Consider the following 21,858-nt stretch of genomic DNA (forward strand, 5'->3'; position numbering starts at 1 on the left):
CTATGGGATTTAAAGCCTTTAGAGGGAGCGCATTTAACCACAGTCATGAGAACCAAGCGTTTAATGCTTTGCATGACATGCTGCAAGCTGAGTGGGATGAACGTGATGATCAGTTATATTTGTTCGGTAACTTTTTTGTTGCAGGCAAAGAGTTTGATGCATTAATCGTTAAGAATAATGCGATCATTGTTATCGATTTTAAAAATTTTGGCGGTGAGCTAACATTTTCTGAAAATGGCCCTTGGTACTGTGATGATGTTGTTGTTAAAGGCGGTAACAGTCGAAATCCATTTTTACAGCTTCGCAGCAATAAGTTTGCTCTACTCGATTACATAAAAAGCGGGCATATTGAAATTCAATCTAAACCAAACCTTGGTCATATAGCGGGTTTAGTGATGTTTCATCAACCAATAGAAATAGATGATACTCAGATACCACAACAAATTAAAAGTTGGTTTCATATATGTGACTTAAGTAAAGCTATTCGAACAATTGACGGTATAGCAAGCGCAGAGATTGATATGTCTTTGCATGAGCTTAATATGATTGCTGATGCTTTTGCCGCGCCTGAATACTTCCCTGATGGTAAGCCTGTTACTAGAGCAATATCTGTTGATCCTGATACCTCATTCGAAACTGAATTTACGCGTATTGGGTTTCAAAAAGCAGCCTTAGAACAAGCAGAGCGATGGTTAACATCCGATATATGTGCTTTGGTTTTGAAAGGCATGTCTAGCACGGGTAAACGAACCTTAGTTAGAGAAATAATTAAGCGAATAGAGAATAAAAATAAGAGTTTGTTGCTCTTGACCCCGAATGCGCGTATTGCGAATAAATATACGGAGATGGGGCTTGGAGAATTTAACTCAATATATCAAGTACTCTACAGCAGTAAGAGTGATGGAGTAGTTAAGAAATCAAATGGTGTTGAGTTAGCTAAGCACCCAGTGATTCTTACTAGCGAACAAGTTAAAGACAAAGTTTTGGTTGTTGTTGAGTCGCATTTAATTAGCAATAGTTACTATGACATGGATAATGCGATTTTTGGGTCAGGTCATATGGTTAATGATCTATTAACTGCGTTTGAGAATAATCCGCCCAAATTACTTTTGGTGGGCGACCCATATCAATTATCTCGTGGCGACCTAGACCAATGTTTGCTATCTGGTCAGGCTATTCGAGACAAAGAATTAACGATTGACGAAGCATTTTTAGAACAACAGATCGAGTCTGATCCTAAAGAGTTACATGACTTTCAGTTTGAAATTGCACAACAGATGCAACACAAACACTTTAATAAACTGCCTAATGCAGATAGTGAAGTCGTATCACAGATAGAAAATAGTCCGACAATTGGGACTGATATTACATCAGGGCGCTATCACGGTGTTTATTTAACAGCATTGAATGATATGGCTCAGAAAATCAATTTTGCCGCTAAGCAAAAAGTTCTTAAACAAGCCAACCCTTATGTTCTAAATGCTGGAGATCTCATTGATTTCCACACTAGTACTCCAGTTAACAATCCACTCAATAGCAACACTGAAATCGAGCCAAGCAATGATTGGGTACATTCAGGAGAAATAGCTACCGTTACTTCTGTTGAAGAAAAGATTGATACCATTGAACTGTCACTAAAAGGCCGCGATAAGCCGTCAGTTGTGCGTATAGGTTATTTGAGTTGCCGAGTGCCAAGCTTAGGTGATGTGAACGTTTCTTACATTATTGATTATTTACATGCAGAAAAGCCGGAATTAAGTACTGATCAAATGTTAGTGCTAAGCATTAAAGCAAGAGAGCAAGCTGTCGAAGCATTTAAAGGGCTTAAAGGTAAATTAGACAGCATCAATGACAAGAAATCTGATGAATATCGATCAGAGAAGAAAAAGTATTCTGAATTAATACAAAATCATATCGCCCATAGTCCTTTATTAAATGCGGCTAGAATTAGATATGCATACGCCATGACGGTACATAGAGCGCAAGGAAGGCAATGGAATTTAGTTTATTTGGATGCTAGTAGAGGCCCTAGTGGTGACTCTATTACCAATGATGGTTTTTTTAGGTTTTTATATACAGCAAGTATGTCTGCTGAAAATGGTTTGAAGTTACTCAAGTACCCTAAATTAACTCCGCTATACCAGACCCAATTCATTCCAAACAACAATTGTAAAATTGGAATATTCCCTGTAAGTAAAGGTTTTAACTATCAAATTCCTGAACAAACAGAATTAGAAAAGTTCAATTACCCTGTTGGAATGAATACTGATGTAGTTGAGCTTAAAGCAATTTGTTTTTCGGTTTCAAATTGTTTGAGTAACTCTTCGTGGCGAATAAGCGAATTAAAGCAGCATAGCTATCAAGAGCTTTATACTTTTGAGCACAGTACAGGTAAGAAAGTTCGTGTTCGATTTACCTATGACAAAAATATTAAAGTCAAAACATTAGCTTTTCCTGATGAGTCAAAAGAGCCGAGTTTAAGCGAAGAGTTAAAAACACTCTTAGCAAGCGAAATAACTTTTGATGAATCTAGACTAAATACGGCTCTACAATCACTTCGAAATTTTGTGGAAGAATTAGGTTTCGAAGTAGTTGACGCAAAGCGTTCAGGTGACTGGGAGATGCAAGTTCTTTGCGCGAAAGGTAATGAGGCCATTCAACTTAAAACTTGGGTCGTAAAAACTGGATTACTATCAAAAATAATGCCTGAAAAAGCGACTTCTGAAGAGGTTATAGTTCTTTTTAAGGAAGCTTTAAATGAGTAGTGAAGTATTTGCCCAAATTCGTGAACTGAAGCAGCAAGGAAATTTTGTCGATGCATGGAATTGTGGTTATATGGCTTTTCAAAATGAACCACAAAATACATATTTAAGAACATCCTTATTTTGGGTTTGTTATGCTGCAATAAAGGCGATTCAAGACCCGATTTTAGCTAGGCAAAGTAAGGCTCCCAATGTCAATGAGCAGGAAATAGTTAATTCATGGATTAATTGTATAGGACAACTCAATTTAACAGTGCCATGTGAAGAACTAGATTTCAGATTCTTCAATTTATTTAAGGGCTGTGGAGAGCATTACCAGTCTTATATCCAGATGTTAACTTATTATGGCTCTAACCTTTATCAACCTGCTGATCTAAAGCCATATAAAACAGAAAAAGGAGAATACCCAAGTTTACTAGTTAGGTTATCAAGGCAAACAAGTAAAGCGTGGTTACAACATCATAAACAATGGGATTTGAATCTGGATGGTATATTAAATTTACTTAATTATGCGCTGAATAATGCTCTTGATAGGAACAAAACTTGGCTTCAGTTTGATATTTCTAAATGCTTGGTTAGTGCGGGTAGATATGATGAGGCAAGAGAATCTGCTTTATCAGTTTTACGACAAAAAATGTCTGAATCTTGGGCTTGGGGCGCTTTAGCTGATACTTATATTAGCCAAGAGCCTAAGGCCGCAATAGCTTGTTATAGCAAGGCAATTTTGGAAGCTCACGAACCTCCTTTTTGTATTCCAATGTTTTACGGGTTAGCCCAGCTTTTTGCCAATAAACAAGAGTTTGATTTTGCATCAGCGGCGTTGAGTAAATTAATAGAAATATACAACGCAAATGGTTGGCAGATAAAACCAGAGCATGAAGAGCTTATTCAGCAAGGGTGGTTTGATGCCTCTGCTATTGAATCTGTTAACTTTAATGAAGTTATTAAAACCAGAGCAAATGATGCTCTTCAATATGCAACTAAGAAGTTAGAAGTGGCGGTAGGTATTGTTGATTCGCATCATCGTTCAGGTAAGGGATTTAGTATATATCTCGACTTAAACAAAAAAGTAAGCGCAAGAAAAGGCGTGTTTTTTGGCAAAGGATTACCTGAGGTGGGAACATGGCTAGAGTTAAAAATTGCTAATGACGGACAACAGTTAGATGTAATGGAAGCACACAAGGTTGAACCAAAACAAAGTGAGCGAGTGAAATTAATTGAAGGCACTCTTAAGTTGAATCCCAAGGGCTTTGGCTTTGTTGATGATGCTTTTGTTGCTCCTTATTTATTGAACGGTTTCAATGATCAAGAGCATGTCGAAGCAACAAAAATTTGGGATAAAGATCCCAAGAAAGGAACCCCTAGTTGGCGTGTAATTAAAATAGTTAAAAGCCAGTCAACGCATTAAGGAGAATAAGAAATGGTTAGTCAAACAAACGAACAAGCGCTTGAAGCTGCAATAGAAAAAGCATTAACAGGAATTTGCTTAGAAGACATCAAAGCAGGTGTGCAAGAAGCTGCGCCTGATTTTGGCAACAAGTTTTATAAGCTTGGTCAACCGACTGACTTTGACATGCATTATGCGTTAGACACTAATTATTTCTGGCAGTTTTTAGAAAATACTCAAGAAGATGAGTTGGAAAAACTTAAGCGTAATAGCCCTAATGATTGGCAGCGCAAAGTACTTGAGCGTTTTGATAGGCTTATTAAAAAACATGGCATTTTGCATTTACTTAAAAAAGGCTTAAGTGTTGAAGATGCACACTTAAACCTGATGTATCCAGCACCATTAGCTAGCAGTAGTGATTCTGTTAAACAGAACTTTAATGCCAATATATTTAGCTCAACGCGCCAATTAAGGTATTCAAAAACTAATCCGTTACAAGAAATTGATATGGTGCTGTTTATCAATGGTATTCCGTTGATAACACTAGAACTGAAAAATGCATGGACCGGCCAAAATGCACGTTACCATGGTCAAAAGCAGTATCGTAATGATAGAGATACCTCGCAGTCGTTATTGCAGTTTGGTCGTTGTTTAGTGCATATGGCTGTTGATACTGACGAAGTGTATATGACCACCAAGTTAGCAGGGAAAAGCACCTTCTTTTTACCGTTTAACAAAGGTAACAATCATGGTCAGGGTAATCCACCAAATACTTCTTTATTTGGTTCAGGGGGACACAAGACGGCATATTTATGGGAAGAAGTGTTTACCAAAGAAAGTTTGGCTAACATTATTCAGCACTTTGTTCGCTTAGATGGCTCAAGCAAAGATGACTTAAAAAAGCGCACGCTGTTTTTTCCTCGTTATCACCAAATGGATGTTGTTCGTAAGTTAGTAGATCATGCCGCCACGCATGGTGTGGGCCAAACCTATTTGATACAGCACTCTGCTGGTTCTGGTAAATCAAATTCTATTACTTGGGCTGCGTATCAGCTTATTGAAACTTACCCAAAATCAGCAGATGCTCCAGGAAGCAGAGGGATCGAACAGCCGCTATTTGATTCGGTGATTGTTGTAACCGATAGAAGGCTTTTAGATAAACAGCTAAGAGATAATATTAAAGAGTTTTCTGAAGTTAAGAATATTGTTGCTCCTGCTTTTAAATCATCTGAACTAAAGTCAGCACTCGAAAATGGTAAGAAGATCATTATCACTACAATTCAGAAGTTCCCATTCATCATTGATGGCATTAGTGATTTAAGTGATAAACGTTTTGCTGTAATCATTGATGAAGCCCATAGTTCACAGTCAGGCTCTGCGCACGACAACATGAACCGAGCGATGGGTAAATCTGAAATCGAAGAGGCCGAGGACGCTCAAGATAAAGTACTTCAAGCTATGCGCTCAAGAAAGATGAGAGGTAATGCATCTTACTTAGCATTCACTGCAACACCCAAAAACAGTACTTTAGAAAAATTCGGGCAGCAGCAAGAAGATGGCAGTTTTAAGCCATTCCATTTGTATTCAATGAAGCAAGCTATTGAAGAAGGCTTTATTCTTGATGTCATAGCGAATTACACTACCTATAAAAGTTATTACGAGATAGAAAAATCGATTCAAGACAATCCAGAATTTGATACTAAAAAAGCGCAAAAACGATTACGTGCCTACGTTGAAACCAGCCAACAGACCATAGATACCAAAGCTGAAATTATGCTTGAGCATTTTATTCCGCATGTAGTAAATGCCAAAAAGCTACGTGGTAAAGGCAAAGGTATGGTTGTTACACAAAATATTGTAACCGCTATTCGCTATTACAAAGCCTTAAAACGAGTGATAGAAGCCCAAGGTAGCCCATTTAAAATAGCGATAGCATTTTCTGGCACCAAAGAAGTTGATGGCATTGAGTATACTGAAGCTGAAATGAATGGTTTTGCCGAGAGTGAAACAAAAGATAAGTTTGATACTGATGAGTATCGCTTGTTGGTTGTGGCCAATAAATACCTAACGGGTTTTGATCAGCCAAAGCTTTGTTCTATGTACGTAGATAAAAAGTTAGCAAGCGTGCTTTGTGTACAAACATTATCACGCTTAAATCGCTCTGCACCTAAGCTTGGTAAAAAGACTGAGGATTTATTTGTACTCGATTTCTTTAATAGTGTTGATGAGATAAAAACGGCATTTGACCCATTTTATACTTCAACGACTTTATCTGAAGCAACTGATGTAAATGTATTACATGAGCTAAAAGATGCGATGGACGATATTGGCGTTTATGAATGGTACGAAGTTGAAGACTTCGTTAAGCGCTACTTTGATAATGAAGACGCTCAAACCTTAAGCCCAATTATTGATACTGCGGCTAATCGGTTTAATTTTGAATTAGAGCTAGAAGATGACGATAAAGTCGATTTTAAGATCAAAGCTAAACAATTTGTGAAGATTTACGGACAAATGGCTTCAATCATGCCTTATGAAATTGTTGTTTGGGAAAAACTGTTTTGGTTCTTAAAATTCTTAATACCAAAGCTGATTGTTAAAGACCCTGATTCTGAAGCGCTTGATGAATTGTTAGAGTCAGTTGATTTAAGTTCCTATGGTCTTCAGCGTGTTAAGTTAAATTACGGTATTGGACTTGATGCAGAAGAAACAGAACTAGCGCCACAGAACCCTAACCCTCGTGGAGCGCATGGTGGTGAAGAAGAGCGAGATCCGCTAGACGATATTATTAAGAATTTTAACGAGAGATGGTTTCAAGGCTGGAGTGCAACTCCAGAGGAACAGAAAGTTAAGTTCATCAATATCGCTGAAAGCATTAAACAACATCCAGATTTTGAAGCTAAGTATCAGAACAATCCAGATCCACATAACCGTGAACTAGCATTCGAAAAAATGCTGAAGGAAGTTATGTTGGCTAGACGTAAAGATGAACTAGAACTTTACAAGCTTTTTGCTGGAGATCCCGCTTTTAAAGCATCTTGGATGCAGAGTATGCAAAGAACGGTTAGTTTATAAAAATAATGGAAAACAAGCGGTATTAGTTTTTACCGCTAAAAACAAGAATAACAAGTGAATGTCATTTTGTAGGAAACATTATGGAAAAATTAGATTGGTTAGTCCCTGACTTTTTAAGTTTTAGTACACTGAATTTTGAGTCGCAATTGAGTGCTATTTTTGTAGCATTCCTTTTGGGGATAACATTTTTCTTTCTTGCCAAATCAGGTAATTCGTTCAGAAAGGCTAAAAAAAGGATAAAGGTCTTAAATGAGGCTCTGAAAGGTATTTCAACAGAAAATATTTCATCTAAAAGAAGAGACTTGATTAGCTTTATCACCGAAAAAGATAAAGAGAAAAGTCAGCCTGTAAGACATATCTGGAAAGAATTTGATGAAACACTAATAGAAGTTAAGGCTATTGGTAATGTTCATCTACATAATACGTTTGATGCTTCACATTTTTTCAATACTCACACTCTGGCAAAAGGTGTTACAGATAACAGACTAATTGCTGCTGTACCGGGTTTTTTAACCGCTGTTGGTGTTATAGGTACTTTTGTTGGTCTTCAAATTGGTCTTTCGGAGATGAACATTTCTTCTGATGTCTCAGTTGAAGAAATGAAAGCAGGTGTTTCTGCGGTGATTGGTGGTGCTAAAGTTGCCTTCATGACATCTGTTTGGGGTGTATTGTTAAGTGTTTTATTTAATTTTATTGAGAAATCATTAGAGCAAAGCATTAGAAAAAGAATAAGCATACTCCAAGATAAAATTGACGATATTTTTCCGCGTTTAAGTCCTGAATCTCAACTTCAAATTATTGCTCATAATAGCATTGAATCTAGGGAGAGTTTACAAGGTTTAGCTGAGCAAATAGGCATTAAAATGCAGGAATCAATGCTAACTGCAACTCGAGGAATCAGTGAAGCATTAGAGACAACGCTAAATGAAATAATGGCGCCTGCTATTAATAAACTCGTGGACGAAACTTCAGAAGGGAATCAAAAGGCGTTAGAGGATTTGTTAACGAAATTTATGGATGGTTTTGGCGCTCAAGGTAATCAACAAAGAGTCGCAATGGAAAATGCTTCAGAAAAAGTTAACGAATCAATTTCTGGTATGAATAGCACGATGGAAGCGTTTATTTCTAAGATTGAAGCGTCTCAGCAAGCATCAGGGGAAAGGGAAAAAGAACTTATCTCTTCTATTTCATTGCAAGTTTCTCAATTAGTTGAACAAAGCAATGAGCAAGGTCGTAAGATGACTGAGTTGATGGAAACTCAAATTGGCAGTTTAAATGATGCTTTTGATAGCAGCCAAGCTCGTGCAAAAGAAAGAGAGCAAGAGTTTACGAACAACATTGAACAACAAATTAAGTCGCTAACAGAAGGTATCGCGTCTCAAAGTTCGGTGTTAACTGAGTTTGTTCAGTCACAGATGTCCTCATTAAATGAATCATTTACCAAGCGTGACGAGCAGAGTGCTGCAATATCTGAGCAAAGGAATGCTGCCTTAGAACAGCAAACACAAGCAATTTCAAAGTCAACACAAGAATTAGTTTCTCAAATAGAATCAAGCATACAGAACCACAAAACGAGTTCAGAGCAGATTATTGAACAAGGCAAATCACTTCAACAAAGTGTTGAGTCATCTGTATTAGCAAGTGCTAAAGCAACTGATAGTATGCGTGAGTCTGCGACAGAACTTAAATCAGCGGCAGAAAAAATGAGTATATTTGGTTCTCATGTCAGAGATGCCGGAAATAAACTATCTGGTGCCGTTACTGAGGCTATTGAATCAACGAAAGATTTAGCTAGCCAAAATCAAACTACTTCTGAGCGAATGGAGAATTTACGAGAGCAATTGATTGCAGATACAGGGCGTTTCAGAGATTTAGCTGATCAAATAAATAGCATGATCGTTAATGCAGGCAATACTTTTGATAGCTTGAAGTCATCTCAGAAAGAATATTTGTCACAATTACAGAAAAATGTAAATGAACTGGCAACTCAAATGACCAACTTGCTTTCAGACTATGCTGAACAAGCCAATGCTCAGACTAAAGATCATCTGACTATATGGGCTGATTCTTCAACTCAATATGCAACCACTATGAATAATGCTGCAAGAGCATTAGCGGGTGTTGTTGAGGATATTCAAGACAAAGTAGGTGCATAACAATGAAATTTGCATCACGTACACATGTAAAAGTAGATGAAGAGAACCCATACTGGATCTCTTTTTCTGATCTAATGTCGGCATTGCTTGTCATTTTTATTTTAGCTGCTGTGGCACTGATCATTGAACTTACTCAACGAACACAAGATATTGATGCAGGCATTGAAGAGCTTAAAAAAGCAGAACAAGCAAGACAAGATATTTTGAATGAGGTCAGGGAAGAGTTGGCAAAGCAAAATATTAAGGTGGAAATTGCTGATAATGAGACGGTGATTCGTATTCCAGAAGAAACCCTCTCTTTTAAGTCAGGTGACGATCAAATTCCTGAAGATATGGTGGAATCAGTTAAAAGTATCGGTGCAGTTCTTCATTCTGCAGTAATGAAAAATGATCGATTCACTTATTTAGATACAGTATTTGTTGAAGGCCATACAGACAGTGTTCCTATTAAGTTCGGTAAATATTGGACTAAAGGAAACTGGGGTTTAAGTGCTGATAGAGCGATAACAGTTTGGAAGCTATGGAGTGAAGAATTAGTTTTAGAACCAAGCTTAAATGAATTATTGAATCATTCTGAAGAAAATTTATTTTCAGTAAGTGGTTACGCTGCGACTAGACGAGTTGAGTTAGATGAGTCAACACCAGAACTTAGAGCAAAGAATAGACGCATTGATATTAGGTTTACTGTAAAAAGACCTTCGATCGAAGATCTTGAAAAGATAAAACCTAATTACAACAAAAAATAAGTGGTGTTGAGTATGAGAATAAATTTAAAAAAGCTCAGATTTACAATACCTGAAAACCCTTTTGGGAAAAATACTAGCTTGATGTTGGACCTGGTGAATGGACTCAAACAAATTTCAAAAAAGGCAGGTACAGATAATGACAGTTTTAAGGCTGCTTGGAGAAAAGTTTATAATGCTGTGCAGGCGAACAAAAACCTTGAGAATGTAATTGAAAATAAATTGGATATTCGTGCACTTGGTTTCGCTCTTAATTCAAAAGTTGGACAACAAATCCAGCTTACAACTTCTATCTTAGATAAAATTGACTTTTTAACCGAAAAACCAAGTTCGTTATTTTTGGAGAGTTTTTACCAATATTATTTGAGTCGTTATAGTAGCTTAATTAATGTTGCGTATACGTCAGAATGGTTGATTAACGCTAGAAAAAAACGTAAGCAGTCAAAATGGTTTGATGAAAATTTACTTTCTCAAGATGGGCCTAAATGGTTAGCACAACAAGCTATAGATAAAAATAGAGATTTCGATTTTATCGTTAAAGAATTCGAACTTGATCAGTTTCAGTCTGGTCAGTTTATGGAGCTAGCTCAACGAATTTACTTTGTAGAACAACTCAAAAACATTCCAGTTAATAAACCTCACGACCTTCTTACAGAGGTTCAAAAAAAAGAGGTCTATGAATCTAGCTTTGATAGCTCCGAGTTATTGGGCCATAAAATTTTGAAGATACTAATAGAAAGAGCACCTTCGCACGATATCCATGAGTCTTGGCTTAATACAATTATGTCAATTGCGGGTGACCCAAGAGTACCTGTTAGCCATCCAAGATACAGAAAGTGGTGGAGTCATGTTTCAAAAGACATGTCTGCTAAAGTAAAAGGCTGGTTATCTGGGCTTGATTTAAGACTTTTTTTAGAAGCATTGGAGGACTTTTCTTATTCTTCTTATGATCCTGATATGGAACGAATGTTTCCAACTAGAAAAAAGTTTTTGGAAGGTCTTTACGATAAGAAATTAATTAAAAACACCAAGCTATATATGTGTAAAAGCATGGCTCGTTTTTTAAAAACTAAATACAAAGAAGAGCACCTACCAGACTTTTCCATAGTTGATGATGGTGAAAAATCTATTATTTATGTGGACTTAGGTAGTGCCCATATGATTGAAGGTAGCCACCAATGTAAATTGTGGATATATCGCTCTTTGCATGAATCTGCACCAGTACTTCAATATGATAAACAGCGCAAATCCTATAGGAGCCTAACAAAAGGGCTTCATGAGGCTATGAGTAACTATGGCCACGGCGCATATGACTACTTTACTCACTCTCCAGCAAACTTTAGCTGGCAGCGCAGAGCTGTAGAGTCATTAAGGGATTTAAGGGTGCCAGTAACAATAAAAGATGTTTTAACCGCAGATGATTATCGTGTTTATATTCGAAGATTTGGAGCAGATTAGTGGCACTTTCGAACTTAATTAATAAATTTTTTAAAAATGCAGATCGGTCTGTTTCGTTTAATTTTATTCCTGATGAACTCGATGGCGCCTACTTTTCTTTAGACAAAAAAGAGTTTGAAAAAGTTAGAAATGGCACTGCTAACGAGTGGCTTATACAACAATATGTCACTTTAAAAATGCTAGAAGAGCAAGAAGAGGCTGAGAGCATACCTAATGGCTTCATTGTGCCTGCTAATGTACTGTGTCGATTAGATGATTACGTTCGAGAATCTTTATCATTACCTCCACTTTGGGATGGTGTAATTTATTCTGATATAAGAGGGAATACGAGTAGATCTAATTTTAAGGTTGAGCTTGCGGTATCAGACCCTGATGGCAGGACTACTCATAGTTATTCTATCGAAGGTCCAATAATTAAATTTGGAGAGACTTCGCAATACTTACTAACTCAGGCTCAACTCATAGCATTTGAGTCAAAAAAGAAACATGAGAATTCTGCTAAAACTGAATTCGATAACTTAACCTTGCTTCATAACTTGCAATTGAGTCAGAAGCAAAATGCCAAATTACAACTTCAACATTTCGAAAAATTAAAAATACATACTCCAGAAAAAATAGCGGTTGAGGCGGAGTTAGATTCTTTTGGTAATTTGATACTTACACCTTTTATGGGGCAAGAATCAAGTCACGAAGATATACAGAAAGTGCTGGGACAAATAGTTGCACCAAATGCCAATACTATAAAAGTAGGTGATGAAATCATTCTATTTACGGAAGAAAAAATTAAAGCCGTAAAAGAAGTGTTGGACAACAGGGTTGTACCTAAGAGTAAAGTAAAAGACTTTCTGCAAAACCCAACCGCTTTCATTGATGCGTCGTTGGTAGATTTAGACCTTGGGTTTTCGTTGCGTGTACATGGGGCGACAACTTTTAAACACGCCTATTTTGGTGAAACTGATGATTCAGGAGTTGATTGGTTTGGGAAATCAGCTTCTTCTGAGCAAGTGCTTCCAATCTCAAAACTCCTTCCTTTAGTAAGTGATTCATCATCATTTGAAGACGTTAAAAAAGTAATTGATGATGCTGTGAATACAGGGGCCAATGAAATCGAGTTTGAAGGTAAATTTTTTGATATTTCTGACTCTGACAATGTAAGCAAAACTCTCGATGAGATTGAGATGAAATTACGCTCTGGTAATGATGAAGAAGAGGTTGATACAGGTCTTGATTCAGATAGCGAAGAAGAGGCAACAGAAACAGAAGAAACAATAGTAGTAGATATCGACCTTAATGATGAAGAACTATCCGAAAATTCACCGATTGTTTCAGAGAAGATAAATGATGTATGCCGAATGGGGGACTTAGATTGGGGCAATTACTTAAGAACTCCATATAAGCATCAAGATATTGGAGTTCGATGGATTCTAGGGCTATTGGATCAAAGCCACGAAAATAGCGATATCAGTGGCTCTTTGCTTGCTGATGACATGGGGTTAGGGAAAACGTTCATGGCACTTTCTGCTGTGGAACATCATTATCGTGAAGTAAGTCAAATTAATGAAACTCAGAAACCGACATTGATTGTTGCTCCTCTGAGCTTGCTTGAAAACTGGAAAGATGAAGTAGAAAAAACCTTTAAAACATCTCCATTTAGAGACATTGTTATTCTTCAAACTGATGGTGAGTTAAATCGATTTAAAAATGGTGGTGTTGAAATCAGAACAAACACTTCAGATGGTGACGAATTTGAACCTCGCTATTCGTTAAACATTGGTAAAGACTGCGTCGATAGACTTGATATGCCGGGTCGATTGGTTATAACAACATATCAAACCTTTAGAGATTATCAATTCTCTCTTTGTCTTATAGATTGGGGTTTAGTCATTTTTGATGAAGCACAAAATATCAAAAACCCTAACGCCTTAGCAACCAGAGCAGCTAAAGGGCTTAAAGCCCAATTCAAATTAGTTGCCACTGGTACTCCTGTTGAAAATAGCTTAGCGGATTTCTGGTGCCTAATGGATACTGCCTGTCCTAAATATTTAGGAAGTTATCAGGATTTTAGAGCCAAATACATTTCACCAATATTACAAGCTGCAAGCGATGAAGTTGAAGATATTAGAAATAGAGTTGGTCGGGAGTTAAGGGTTAAAGTTGGGGCTATAATGCTTCGCAGGGTTAAGGAAGACAATCTTGACGGGCTACCTGAAAAGTTCATGTATGTTGGAATTGAAAATACAGATTGGAAATACCTGCCAGAACTAGGGAAGACAATGACAGGTTATCAATTAAAGGTTTATGATGGTGCTATAGAGTCGATTGAAGAGTCAGATTCTAATCATGTACTGAGCACACTACAAAGGCTCAGAAATAGTTCATTACATCCGCGATTAGCGGATGGGGGTAGTTTAAATTGCCCCCAATCTAATAAAGAACTAGACGAAATATTATTTGAATCAGAGAAGTTAAAAAGTTTACTACAGCTACTAGATTTAATTAAAACCAAAAATGAAAAGTGTATTATTTTCGCGGTAAACAAACGTCTTCAAACTTTTCTTAGTATTGCATTAGGAAGGAAATACGGGCTAGGCCCTCTTTCAATAATTAATGGTGATGCAAAGGCAGTTTCAAAAAAAGTATCTACACCTACTCGTAAAACAATGATTGCTGACTTTGAAGCAAAAGAAGGATTTAATATTATTGTTATGTCCCCTGTAGCAGCAGGTGTTGGATTGACTGTAGTTGGAGCAAATAATGTGGTTCATTTCGAGCGCCACTGGAATCCTGCTAAAGAAGCCCAAGCTACCGATCGCGTATACAGAATTGGGCAGACAAAAGACGTTAACATTTACGTTCCATTACTTCTTCATCCTGAGATGGAGTCTTTCGATGTTAATCTTCATAAGTTACTCACAAAGAAAACTCAACTAAAAGATGCGGTTGTTACACCTGAAGAAGTGATCCCAATGCCCGGAGGTATTGCTGGTGCTAAAGGATTCAGTGATGAACAAGTAATAAATGCTGATGATATAAAAAAATTAAGCTGGCAGCAGTTTGAAGCATTAACAGTTGAGGTAATGAATAAAGAGCTTAGTGCAGACAGTGCTTGGCTGGCAAGCAATGGTGCTGATAAAGGCTCTGATGGGGTTTTGATAGTAAATAATGAAATGGTACTGATTCAAGCAAAGCACACTATTAGAGGCCGCTATGATGGTTATAAAGCTGTGCAAGAAATTTTTGCAGCCAAACCAATTTACGAGCATCAAATAGGTAAAACTTGTGCAAAGTTACTTTTCATTACTAATGCGACAATGCTTTCATCAAGGACTAGAGAAGTTGCAAAGCAATGTGGCGTCGAGGTTATTAATGGAAGTGAGTTGGCTCAGTTAGTTAAGAAGCATCAGATTACCTTTAAACAAATATTAATGCGTTTAGATAAGAAAAGAATGAAAGTATGACTTTTAGTAAAGTGATAATTCTAACTCAGATAATTCTTAGTTATTGTGCGAATTAGTGATTGATGCATTTTGTACAAATCTAATTTACATTTCGTCAATCCCAAATGGATAATCTAGGCTTCATTTAAGTAATTAATTAGATATTTTAGATTACACTTTAATTGAAAAGTCATGTTATCTTTTGATTAAGGTAACATGACTTGTGGTGATTTTGGCAACTTTAAAATGTCAGCAAAAATAGGTTTATATAACTCAACTAAAGATTATTTAGATTAACCTTTTGAGTAAGCTAGAGGTATCCCAACGATTGCCGCCCATTTTTTGGATATCAGCATAGAATTGATCTACAAGAGCGGTTAACGGGAGAGTTGAGCCATTTCGTTTAGCTTCGGTAAGAGCGATATCAAGATCTTTTCTCATCCAATCTACAGCAAATCCGTGTTCATATTCACCTTTAAGCATGGTTTTATGACGGTTTTCCATTTGCCATGATCCCGCAGCCCCTTTTGATATAACTTCTATTACAGCCTCGCAATCAAGGCCTGCTTTCTGGCCAAATTGTAATGCTTCTGAAAGGCCTTGCACTACACCTGCAATACATATTTGGTTCATCATCTTAGCAAGCTGGCCAGAACCGACTTCTCCTAGAAGTTGACTGAAGCGACTGTATGAATTCATAACACCTACAACTTTATCATAGTGACTCTTATCGCCTCCACACATCACTGTGAGTTGTCCATTAATGGCTCCAGCTTCTCCGCCAGAGACAGGAGCATCAATAAAACCAATGTTTCTCTTAATAGATTCTTGGCATAGAAACCTTGCAATATCTGCTGATGCTGTTGTGTGGTCAACAAGAACGCTGCCAGGCTTCATTGATTGGAGAACACCTTCGGCTGACACTGTTACCTCTTTTAGATCATCATCGTTTCCAACGCAGATGAAAGCTATGTCAGCATCTTGTGCTGCTTCTTTTGGAGTGGTTGCGATAGAGCCCAAATATTCTTTTTCCCAGCTTTCAGCTTTAGCAGTAGTTCTATTATATACCGTGACATTAAAGTCAGAATTCTTTGAAAGGTGACCAGCCATAGGGTAGCCCATAACTCCAAGGCCAATAAATGCTATTTTTAACTTTTCCATATTTTTTCTTCTTGAAGATAAATTAATTAGCCTAATGCTACCATGAATGAAAGTGACATTTTCAAACTCTCAACAATAAAAATTAAGGTTCTCAGCTTTTAGAGTTTTCCGCAAAGATACTAATTTCGAATGTTCAAAATTTGTATCTTCCGGCAAATATAATTTTCTGATTTGATTCCTAAAAAAATAACATTTACAACATTGAAATTAATTGACAACTTTTAAGGATAATTGTCGCATTCAACAAAAGGTGCTGAAAATGGGGTGTTAACGGTGATGGCGGGTGGTGAGCAAACCTGTTTTGATAAGGCCCAACCAATCATGGCTGCATTTAGCCGCTTTAGTCAGTTACTTGGTGAAGTGGGTAGCGGTCAAACCTGTAAAATGGTCAATCAAATTTGCATTGCTGGCGTTGTACAGGGATTGGCTGAAGGCTTGCACTTTGCTAAACAAGCAGGACTTGATGCAGAAAAGGTTGTTGAAACCATTTCTAAAGGGGCTGCAGGGTCTTGGCAAATGGAAAACCGTTATAAAACCATGAATGCGGGTGAGTACGAATTTGGTTTTGCTGTTGATTGGATGCGCAAAGATCTTGGTATTGCGCTTGATGAAGCGCGCAGCAATGGTGCGACATTGCCCGTAACCGCCATGGTTGACCAATACTACGCAGATGTTCAAGCATTAGGGGGCGGGCGTTTTGATACATCTAGCCTGCTGGCTAGGCTTGATGCAATACATAATAAAGCAAAGTAATTTAACTCAAACACAGTCCAGAATAAGTTTCTGGATTGTGTTTTATCTCATTTATACCTCGAATCCTGACATAAACCGATTGAGCTCATTGGCCTGATGAGACAGGGTATTGCTTGATGAGTTTGCACTTTCTACCAAGGATGTATTTTTTTGAATAATGCCATCCATTTGTTTTATCGCAACATTAATTTGTCCAATGCCATTTGATTGCTCGGTACTTGCCAGTGCTATGTTACTCATAAATTTTGAAAGTTGTTGTATACTGCTCACAATATCACTGAGTGTTTGGCCTGACTCAGTAACAAGCTGAACACCATGGTCAACTTTAATTGCGCTATCGTTTAAGAGTGCGGATATTTCTTTCGATGCATTAGCACTGCGCTGTGCCAGTTCTCGCACTTCTGCTGCGACAACCGCAAATCCTCTGCCAGACTCACCGGCACGCGCAGCTTCAACTGCGGCATTTAATGCCAATAAATTAGTTTGAAAAGCAATTTCGTTTATCACTTCGATAATATTCGATATCTCACTAGAGCTGTTACTTATTTCCTTCATTGCACTCACTGTAGAATGGACAAGCTCACCACCTTGCTGTGCTTGTTTATCGGCTTCATTGGCGAGGGAGCTGGCGGAATGAGCATCTTTTGAGTTAACCGTAACCGTATCGGTTATATCGTTCATGGATGCGGTTGTTTGTTGTATAGAGGCGGCTTGTGACTCGGTTCTTTCACTTAAATCATTCATCCCAGATTTAATACCACTGGCTGAGTTATTTATTGTATTTGCAGTTGCACGGATTTGGCTGACCATTTTCGCCAAGTTAGATACCGAGGTATTCACTGATTGTTTCAAGGTGTCAAAGTCGCCTTCATATTCACCTTGTACGGATTTAGTCAAATTACCGTTAGATAACGCAAACATGACGGTTTTACATTCATTTAATGGTTCAGAAATCGCATCAAGCGTTAAATTAATGCCCCCAACAATCGCTGCAAATTCGCCATGATGCCGCGCATTGTCTGCTCGCTCATTAAGTTGTCCATTACTCGCTGCTTGAGCGAGTTTAGCGGTATCTTGCACCATATTTTTTATGGCAGTAATTGACGTGATAAGACTATTTTTTATCTGTAGAAAGTCACCATGATAATTGTCACTGATATTAGAAGGAAGCTGACCTTTTGCAATCTGATCTAAATAGTCGGCGGTAAGACGAACTGGCTCGACAATAACATCTAACGTGGTATTGAACCCTTTCACAATACTTTGAAAGTCACCTTGGTGTTGTGTAATGTCTGCACGCTTAGATAACTCCCCTCTGCTCGCTGCTTCCATGAGCATATTGGTATCACAGATAAGTGCATTGATGGCGCTTGTAGCTGTTTTTAAACTCTGGTTTATTTCTAAAAACTCACCGCTATAGTCACCGTTAATGGTATCGGGTACTTGTCCAATCGCAATTAGGTTCAGGGTATCTTTGGTTTGCTGAATTGGCAGGGCGATGGCATCTAATAAGGCATTAATACTGTGTGCTAATGTGTACATAAAGCCAGTGAATTCATCTAAATTTAGCCTTGCAGCAAGTTGACCTTGAGAGGCAGCTCTAATTATTTCGCCAACCTGTGTCTCTGCGTAGCGTTGCTCTGTTAGATCTGAGAACTCATAGACAACACCCAAAAGAGTTTGCTCTTTATCTAATACAGGTCCTGCAACAACGTTAAAAATGACGTTTTTAAAGGTAACTTCATTGTTTACTTGATGTGTAATGGCAGTTTTAAGTGACTCAAAGCTTGCTTGGTTGTCGAACAAACTGTGTGTATTTGAACCTAACAAAGAGTTGGTATTTGCGTTTGGTTGAACAGCACGAACTTGCTTTGTATATCGTTTGAATAGCTCAGCACATTTTTGGTTTACATAAATAATATCACCACAGTCATTACCCAGCATCACAGGGGCTGCTACGTTATCAAGTGCTTGTTTAATTCTGCCATTTTCTTGGGCTTGAATCTGTTGCTGTGCCATTTGTTGTTTTAGGTTTTGCGTTATATTGCTGAGGTTTTGTTGCATGATTGCTAAGTTATTTAGGAGCAACCCAACTTCGTCTTTGCGATGACCTTGGATGTTATTGTCTAACTTTCCGGAAGCAATTTGTTCTGCAAAAATAGATGCCTGCTTTATAGGCCGAGTCACAAGGCGCTGTATATAAAGAGTCATAAGCAGCAGTATTACTGCCGATAGTATAAACATGATGATGAAGCTTTTTATTAACACTAGCTCTTTTTTTGAGGTTAGTTCTTCAGAACGCTCGGCAACAAGCTTCGTAATTGAATGTGTTATATTGTTTAGTAAAGTGGCTGATGTGCGGTCAATGCCCTTAACTGAGGTATCGCCAATCTGTGTGTTAAATTGTGACGCTGCATATTGCTCTAACCCAGAGCGATATAATGTTCCTAGCTTTTGGTGTTCTATTTTAAATTCTTTTAACTGTGAAGCTATAGCACTATGTAAGTTTGGGCTTTGTAATAGTTTGTCTACATTTTTTTGAATTGCGCGTTCGTTTTCTTCAAAGCGTTGCCAATATTTTGTATACAGCTCTACTTCATGACCGCGGATCAATACATTCTTCCATTCTTGAACTTGTGTTTTAAATTGATTTGACATTAACCCTACGTGTTTGCGAGTCATTAATTCATTATGAATGAGAGAGTCTAATTCAGCGGCGACATTTTTTACTGAAAACAGGGTCGTTAGTGCACCAATTAAGATCAATGAGAGGCCACTTATTACGCAGAGCATTAATTTGGCTTTTACGCTATTCATTGATGTCTTCCTTGCTAGTTTTTGTTTATACACCTTAATCAAAGGTAGTAAAAATTTACACAAACTCAAGGTGTTGTTGAATACTCAATAGAGTGGGGCATAAATTTGTATATTTATGCCCAAAACACAACTAAAGCGTTTTCATGTACTCGACTACCTGCCACTTCTCAGTATCAGTTAACATGGTGCCATAGTCATGACCTAAATTAGAATTGCCGGCTTGGGGCTGTCCGTTACTTGAATTAACTTTGAATAAGTTTAACCCTTGGCGTGTGTCGTAACCCACATTAACTGGATCAAACTCTCTACTCCCAACCCAAAACTGATCTGAGCGATTGTCCGGTTGTTTTAACAGTTCCCATAAATTTGCGACTGATCCATTGTGTAAATAGGGGGCTGTTGCCCAAATTCCATTGAGCGGCCTGCCTTTATAAACGCCACTATCTAGCTTGCCATCTTTACAATCAGTCTCAATGACTTGCGCTTTTTTATTACGATCATTTAAATGTGCCGATATTAAGTTTTTAAATTCGGTGAGACCGCTGATTTTTTTGCCATCATCACCGACTCGCTCAGCGATGTTGCCAGCTTTAAGCGCAAGCGGGATATCTTTAAGTACTAAACCGACAACACCATTTACAGGTATATCAATGGCGTTATCTTTTTTATCAAACGTATTACCAATTAAAATACGCTCTTTAGTGCCTTCTAGAATGAGGGTTTTAGCCATGTGACATGATGCATTGTATGCAGTCACTGGATCTGTTTTAAGCTCAGAAATTAGTGTTTGATTAGCGATGTATCGTTTTAATTCATCTTCTCGTGGGATCACCTGATGGCAGGTTGCGCAATGGGCTTTATAGAGAAGCGCGCCTTTAGCGGCTTTGTTATTATCAATGGCAGGAAAATATTCCAAAGGCCACTGTGGTGAGCGAAGTGTTTTAACCCAAGACTCTAAATTTCCTAGCCCCATGATATCGACCGTGGAAGAGTAGCGAAGTTTTTTGCCCCATAGTCGCTGCCAAAAAGGCGCTTCTTTGATCTCCAAACTACCAAAGACGCCAACAACTTCACCGATGTTACGGACTAAAGGGCCAATAATAGGCGTGTTTGGCGCAGAGGCGTTCCATTGAACGACATCTGATTGGTGTGTGCCCCACAAAAAAGGGTAGGAAACCGGCCCCGTTGGCGTATTACGATTGTTCAAATCATGCAGGGCAAATGCAGTGCCCGCATTTTGTATGTTACCAAAAGCATCTAATCGAGCGTAACTGGTAAAGTCGTCTGGGTAGTGTGAGGGAAGCTTGTTCACTTCTTGCCGCTCGGCTGAAGCCAGTGTCACTTGCTGTAAACGGTTTTTTAGTTCAGTTAACTCATTATTTGTTTTGTTTTCTCCCAACACGTTTGTCGCAAAGCGATTGAATTTTCTTTCATCTGCTAAAGTCTCGTTCATGGCTGCTATGAGTTTTTTGAAAAATAGTACAAAGTTACCGAGTGTAGGTGCACCTTCAATGAGTATCTTTTTGCCTTTGTAATCTAACTGATTGGTGTGGCATGCCGCACATGTCATACCGACCCAGTTTTCTCCTGTAGTCTGGTTATTATGTAAAGCAAATCCTATTGGCAAGCCTCCAGGGTTGGCTTTAGAGGCGTTCATAGGTAGGTATCTGAGCATTTCCATGTGTTCGGAATGGCGAAATAACTGCTGACTGTTAGCTTGCTCGAGCCATACAAACCAATCGTACGGTATGATTTGTGCGCCTTGATTTGTGAACCAAAAATTTTCCCTGGTTTCTGCGTCCCAGCCTTGATCTAACCAAACTCTCTCAATGCTGCTGCCTTGCGCTGGAGTGATTTTAGGCAGTATTTTTGGAGGGGGGGATTGTTGGGTGCTGCACCCGATAGCCGTGACGAAGGCTATCAAGCTGATCAAAGTAATAATACGTAACGTGCTCATTGCGAATTTCCTTACTTATAGAGGTTCGCAGAGCATAGGAGGCAATGTAGAAGTGCGCCATTACAGTAAATTACAGAGAGCTACATGTATAAAAGTGGATATTATGTGCAGAAGGAGGGATAAGAGGAGCCAAGTATGGAACTTGGCCCCTT

The 21,858-nt window shown here is 38.2% G+C and carries 10 protein-coding genes and 1 pseudogene; 8 read left to right on the top strand and 3 right to left on the bottom strand.

Features of this window, described 5'->3' with window-relative positions; all coding sequences use genetic code 11:
* The first annotated feature begins 2 nt into the window (after nucleotides 1-2).
* The 7 genes from PCIT_RS10540 to PCIT_RS10570 all read left to right on the top strand — a co-directional run bounded on the left by PCIT_RS10540 (nucleotide 3) and on the right by PCIT_RS10570 (nucleotide 15,039).
* Entirely contained in the window at nucleotides 3-2,765 is a 2,763-nt protein-coding gene (locus PCIT_RS10540) for an NERD domain-containing protein/DEAD/DEAH box helicase (protein WP_010363035.1), read from the top strand.
* The gene (locus PCIT_RS10545; RefSeq protein ID WP_010363033.1) at nucleotides 2,758-4,170 is read left to right on the top strand and encodes a tetratricopeptide repeat protein; all 1,413 of its coding nucleotides are present in this window, start codon (nucleotides 2,758-2,760) and stop codon (nucleotides 4,168-4,170) included. Before PCIT_RS10540 ends, PCIT_RS10545 begins: the two co-directional genes overlap by 8 nt.
* Before the next feature lie 12 nt (nucleotides 4,171-4,182).
* Nucleotides 4,183-7,224 carry a type I restriction endonuclease subunit R gene (locus PCIT_RS10550; RefSeq protein ID WP_010363031.1) on the top strand — a complete coding sequence of 1,014 codons (3,042 nt, stop codon included), beginning with the start codon at nucleotides 4,183-4,185 and terminating at the stop codon, nucleotides 7,222-7,224.
* An 80-nt stretch (nucleotides 7,225-7,304) separates the two neighbouring features.
* Nucleotides 7,305-9,380 (top strand): anti-phage ZorAB system protein ZorA, encoded by a 2,076-nt coding sequence (gene zorA / locus PCIT_RS10555; RefSeq protein ID WP_010363028.1) that lies wholly within the window; start codon nucleotides 7,305-7,307, stop codon nucleotides 9,378-9,380.
* A 2-nt stretch (nucleotides 9,381-9,382) separates the two neighbouring features.
* A complete protein-coding gene (locus tag PCIT_RS10560; RefSeq protein ID WP_010363026.1) occupies nucleotides 9,383-10,126 on the top strand; it encodes an OmpA/MotB family protein in 744 nt (247 codons plus the stop codon).
* A 12-nt stretch (nucleotides 10,127-10,138) separates the two neighbouring features.
* A complete protein-coding gene (locus PCIT_RS10565; protein ID WP_010363024.1) occupies nucleotides 10,139-11,581 on the top strand; it encodes an EH signature domain-containing protein in 1,443 nt (480 codons plus the stop codon).
* On the top strand, nucleotides 11,581-15,039 hold the full coding sequence (locus tag PCIT_RS10570) for an SNF2-related protein (RefSeq protein ID WP_010363022.1): 3,459 nt from the start codon (nucleotides 11,581-11,583) through the stop codon (nucleotides 15,037-15,039). The genes PCIT_RS10565 and PCIT_RS10570 overlap by 1 nt, the downstream gene beginning before the upstream one ends.
* A gap of 267 nt (nucleotides 15,040-15,306) precedes the next feature.
* Here PCIT_RS10570 and PCIT_RS10575 read toward each other — a convergent pair whose 3' ends face one another.
* On the bottom strand, nucleotides 15,307-16,179 hold the full coding sequence (locus PCIT_RS10575) for an NAD(P)-dependent oxidoreductase (RefSeq protein WP_010363020.1): 873 nt from the start codon (nucleotides 16,177-16,179) through the stop codon (nucleotides 15,307-15,309).
* Between the two features lie 243 nt (nucleotides 16,180-16,422).
* Here PCIT_RS10575 and PCIT_RS10580 point away from each other — a divergent pair.
* Nucleotides 16,423-16,932, top strand: a pseudogene (locus PCIT_RS10580) (NAD(P)-dependent oxidoreductase); the annotation flags it as partial.
* Between the two features lie 51 nt (nucleotides 16,933-16,983).
* Here PCIT_RS10580 and PCIT_RS10585 read toward each other — a convergent pair.
* Together PCIT_RS10585 and PCIT_RS10590 are read right to left on the bottom strand one after the other, a co-directional pair.
* Nucleotides 16,984-19,749, bottom strand: coding sequence for a methyl-accepting chemotaxis protein (locus PCIT_RS10585; protein ID WP_010363016.1), 2,766 nt, complete (start codon nucleotides 19,747-19,749; stop codon nucleotides 16,984-16,986).
* A 130-nt stretch (nucleotides 19,750-19,879) separates the two neighbouring features.
* The gene (locus PCIT_RS10590; protein WP_010363014.1) at nucleotides 19,880-21,706 is read right to left on the bottom strand and encodes a di-heme-cytochrome C peroxidase; all 1,827 of its coding nucleotides are present in this window, start codon (nucleotides 21,704-21,706) and stop codon (nucleotides 19,880-19,882) included.
* Nucleotides 21,707-21,858 lie beyond the last annotated feature (152 nt).

It is taken from the genome of Pseudoalteromonas citrea, assembly GCF_000238375.3.
GTDB lineage: Bacteria > Pseudomonadota > Gammaproteobacteria > Enterobacterales > Alteromonadaceae > Pseudoalteromonas > Pseudoalteromonas citrea.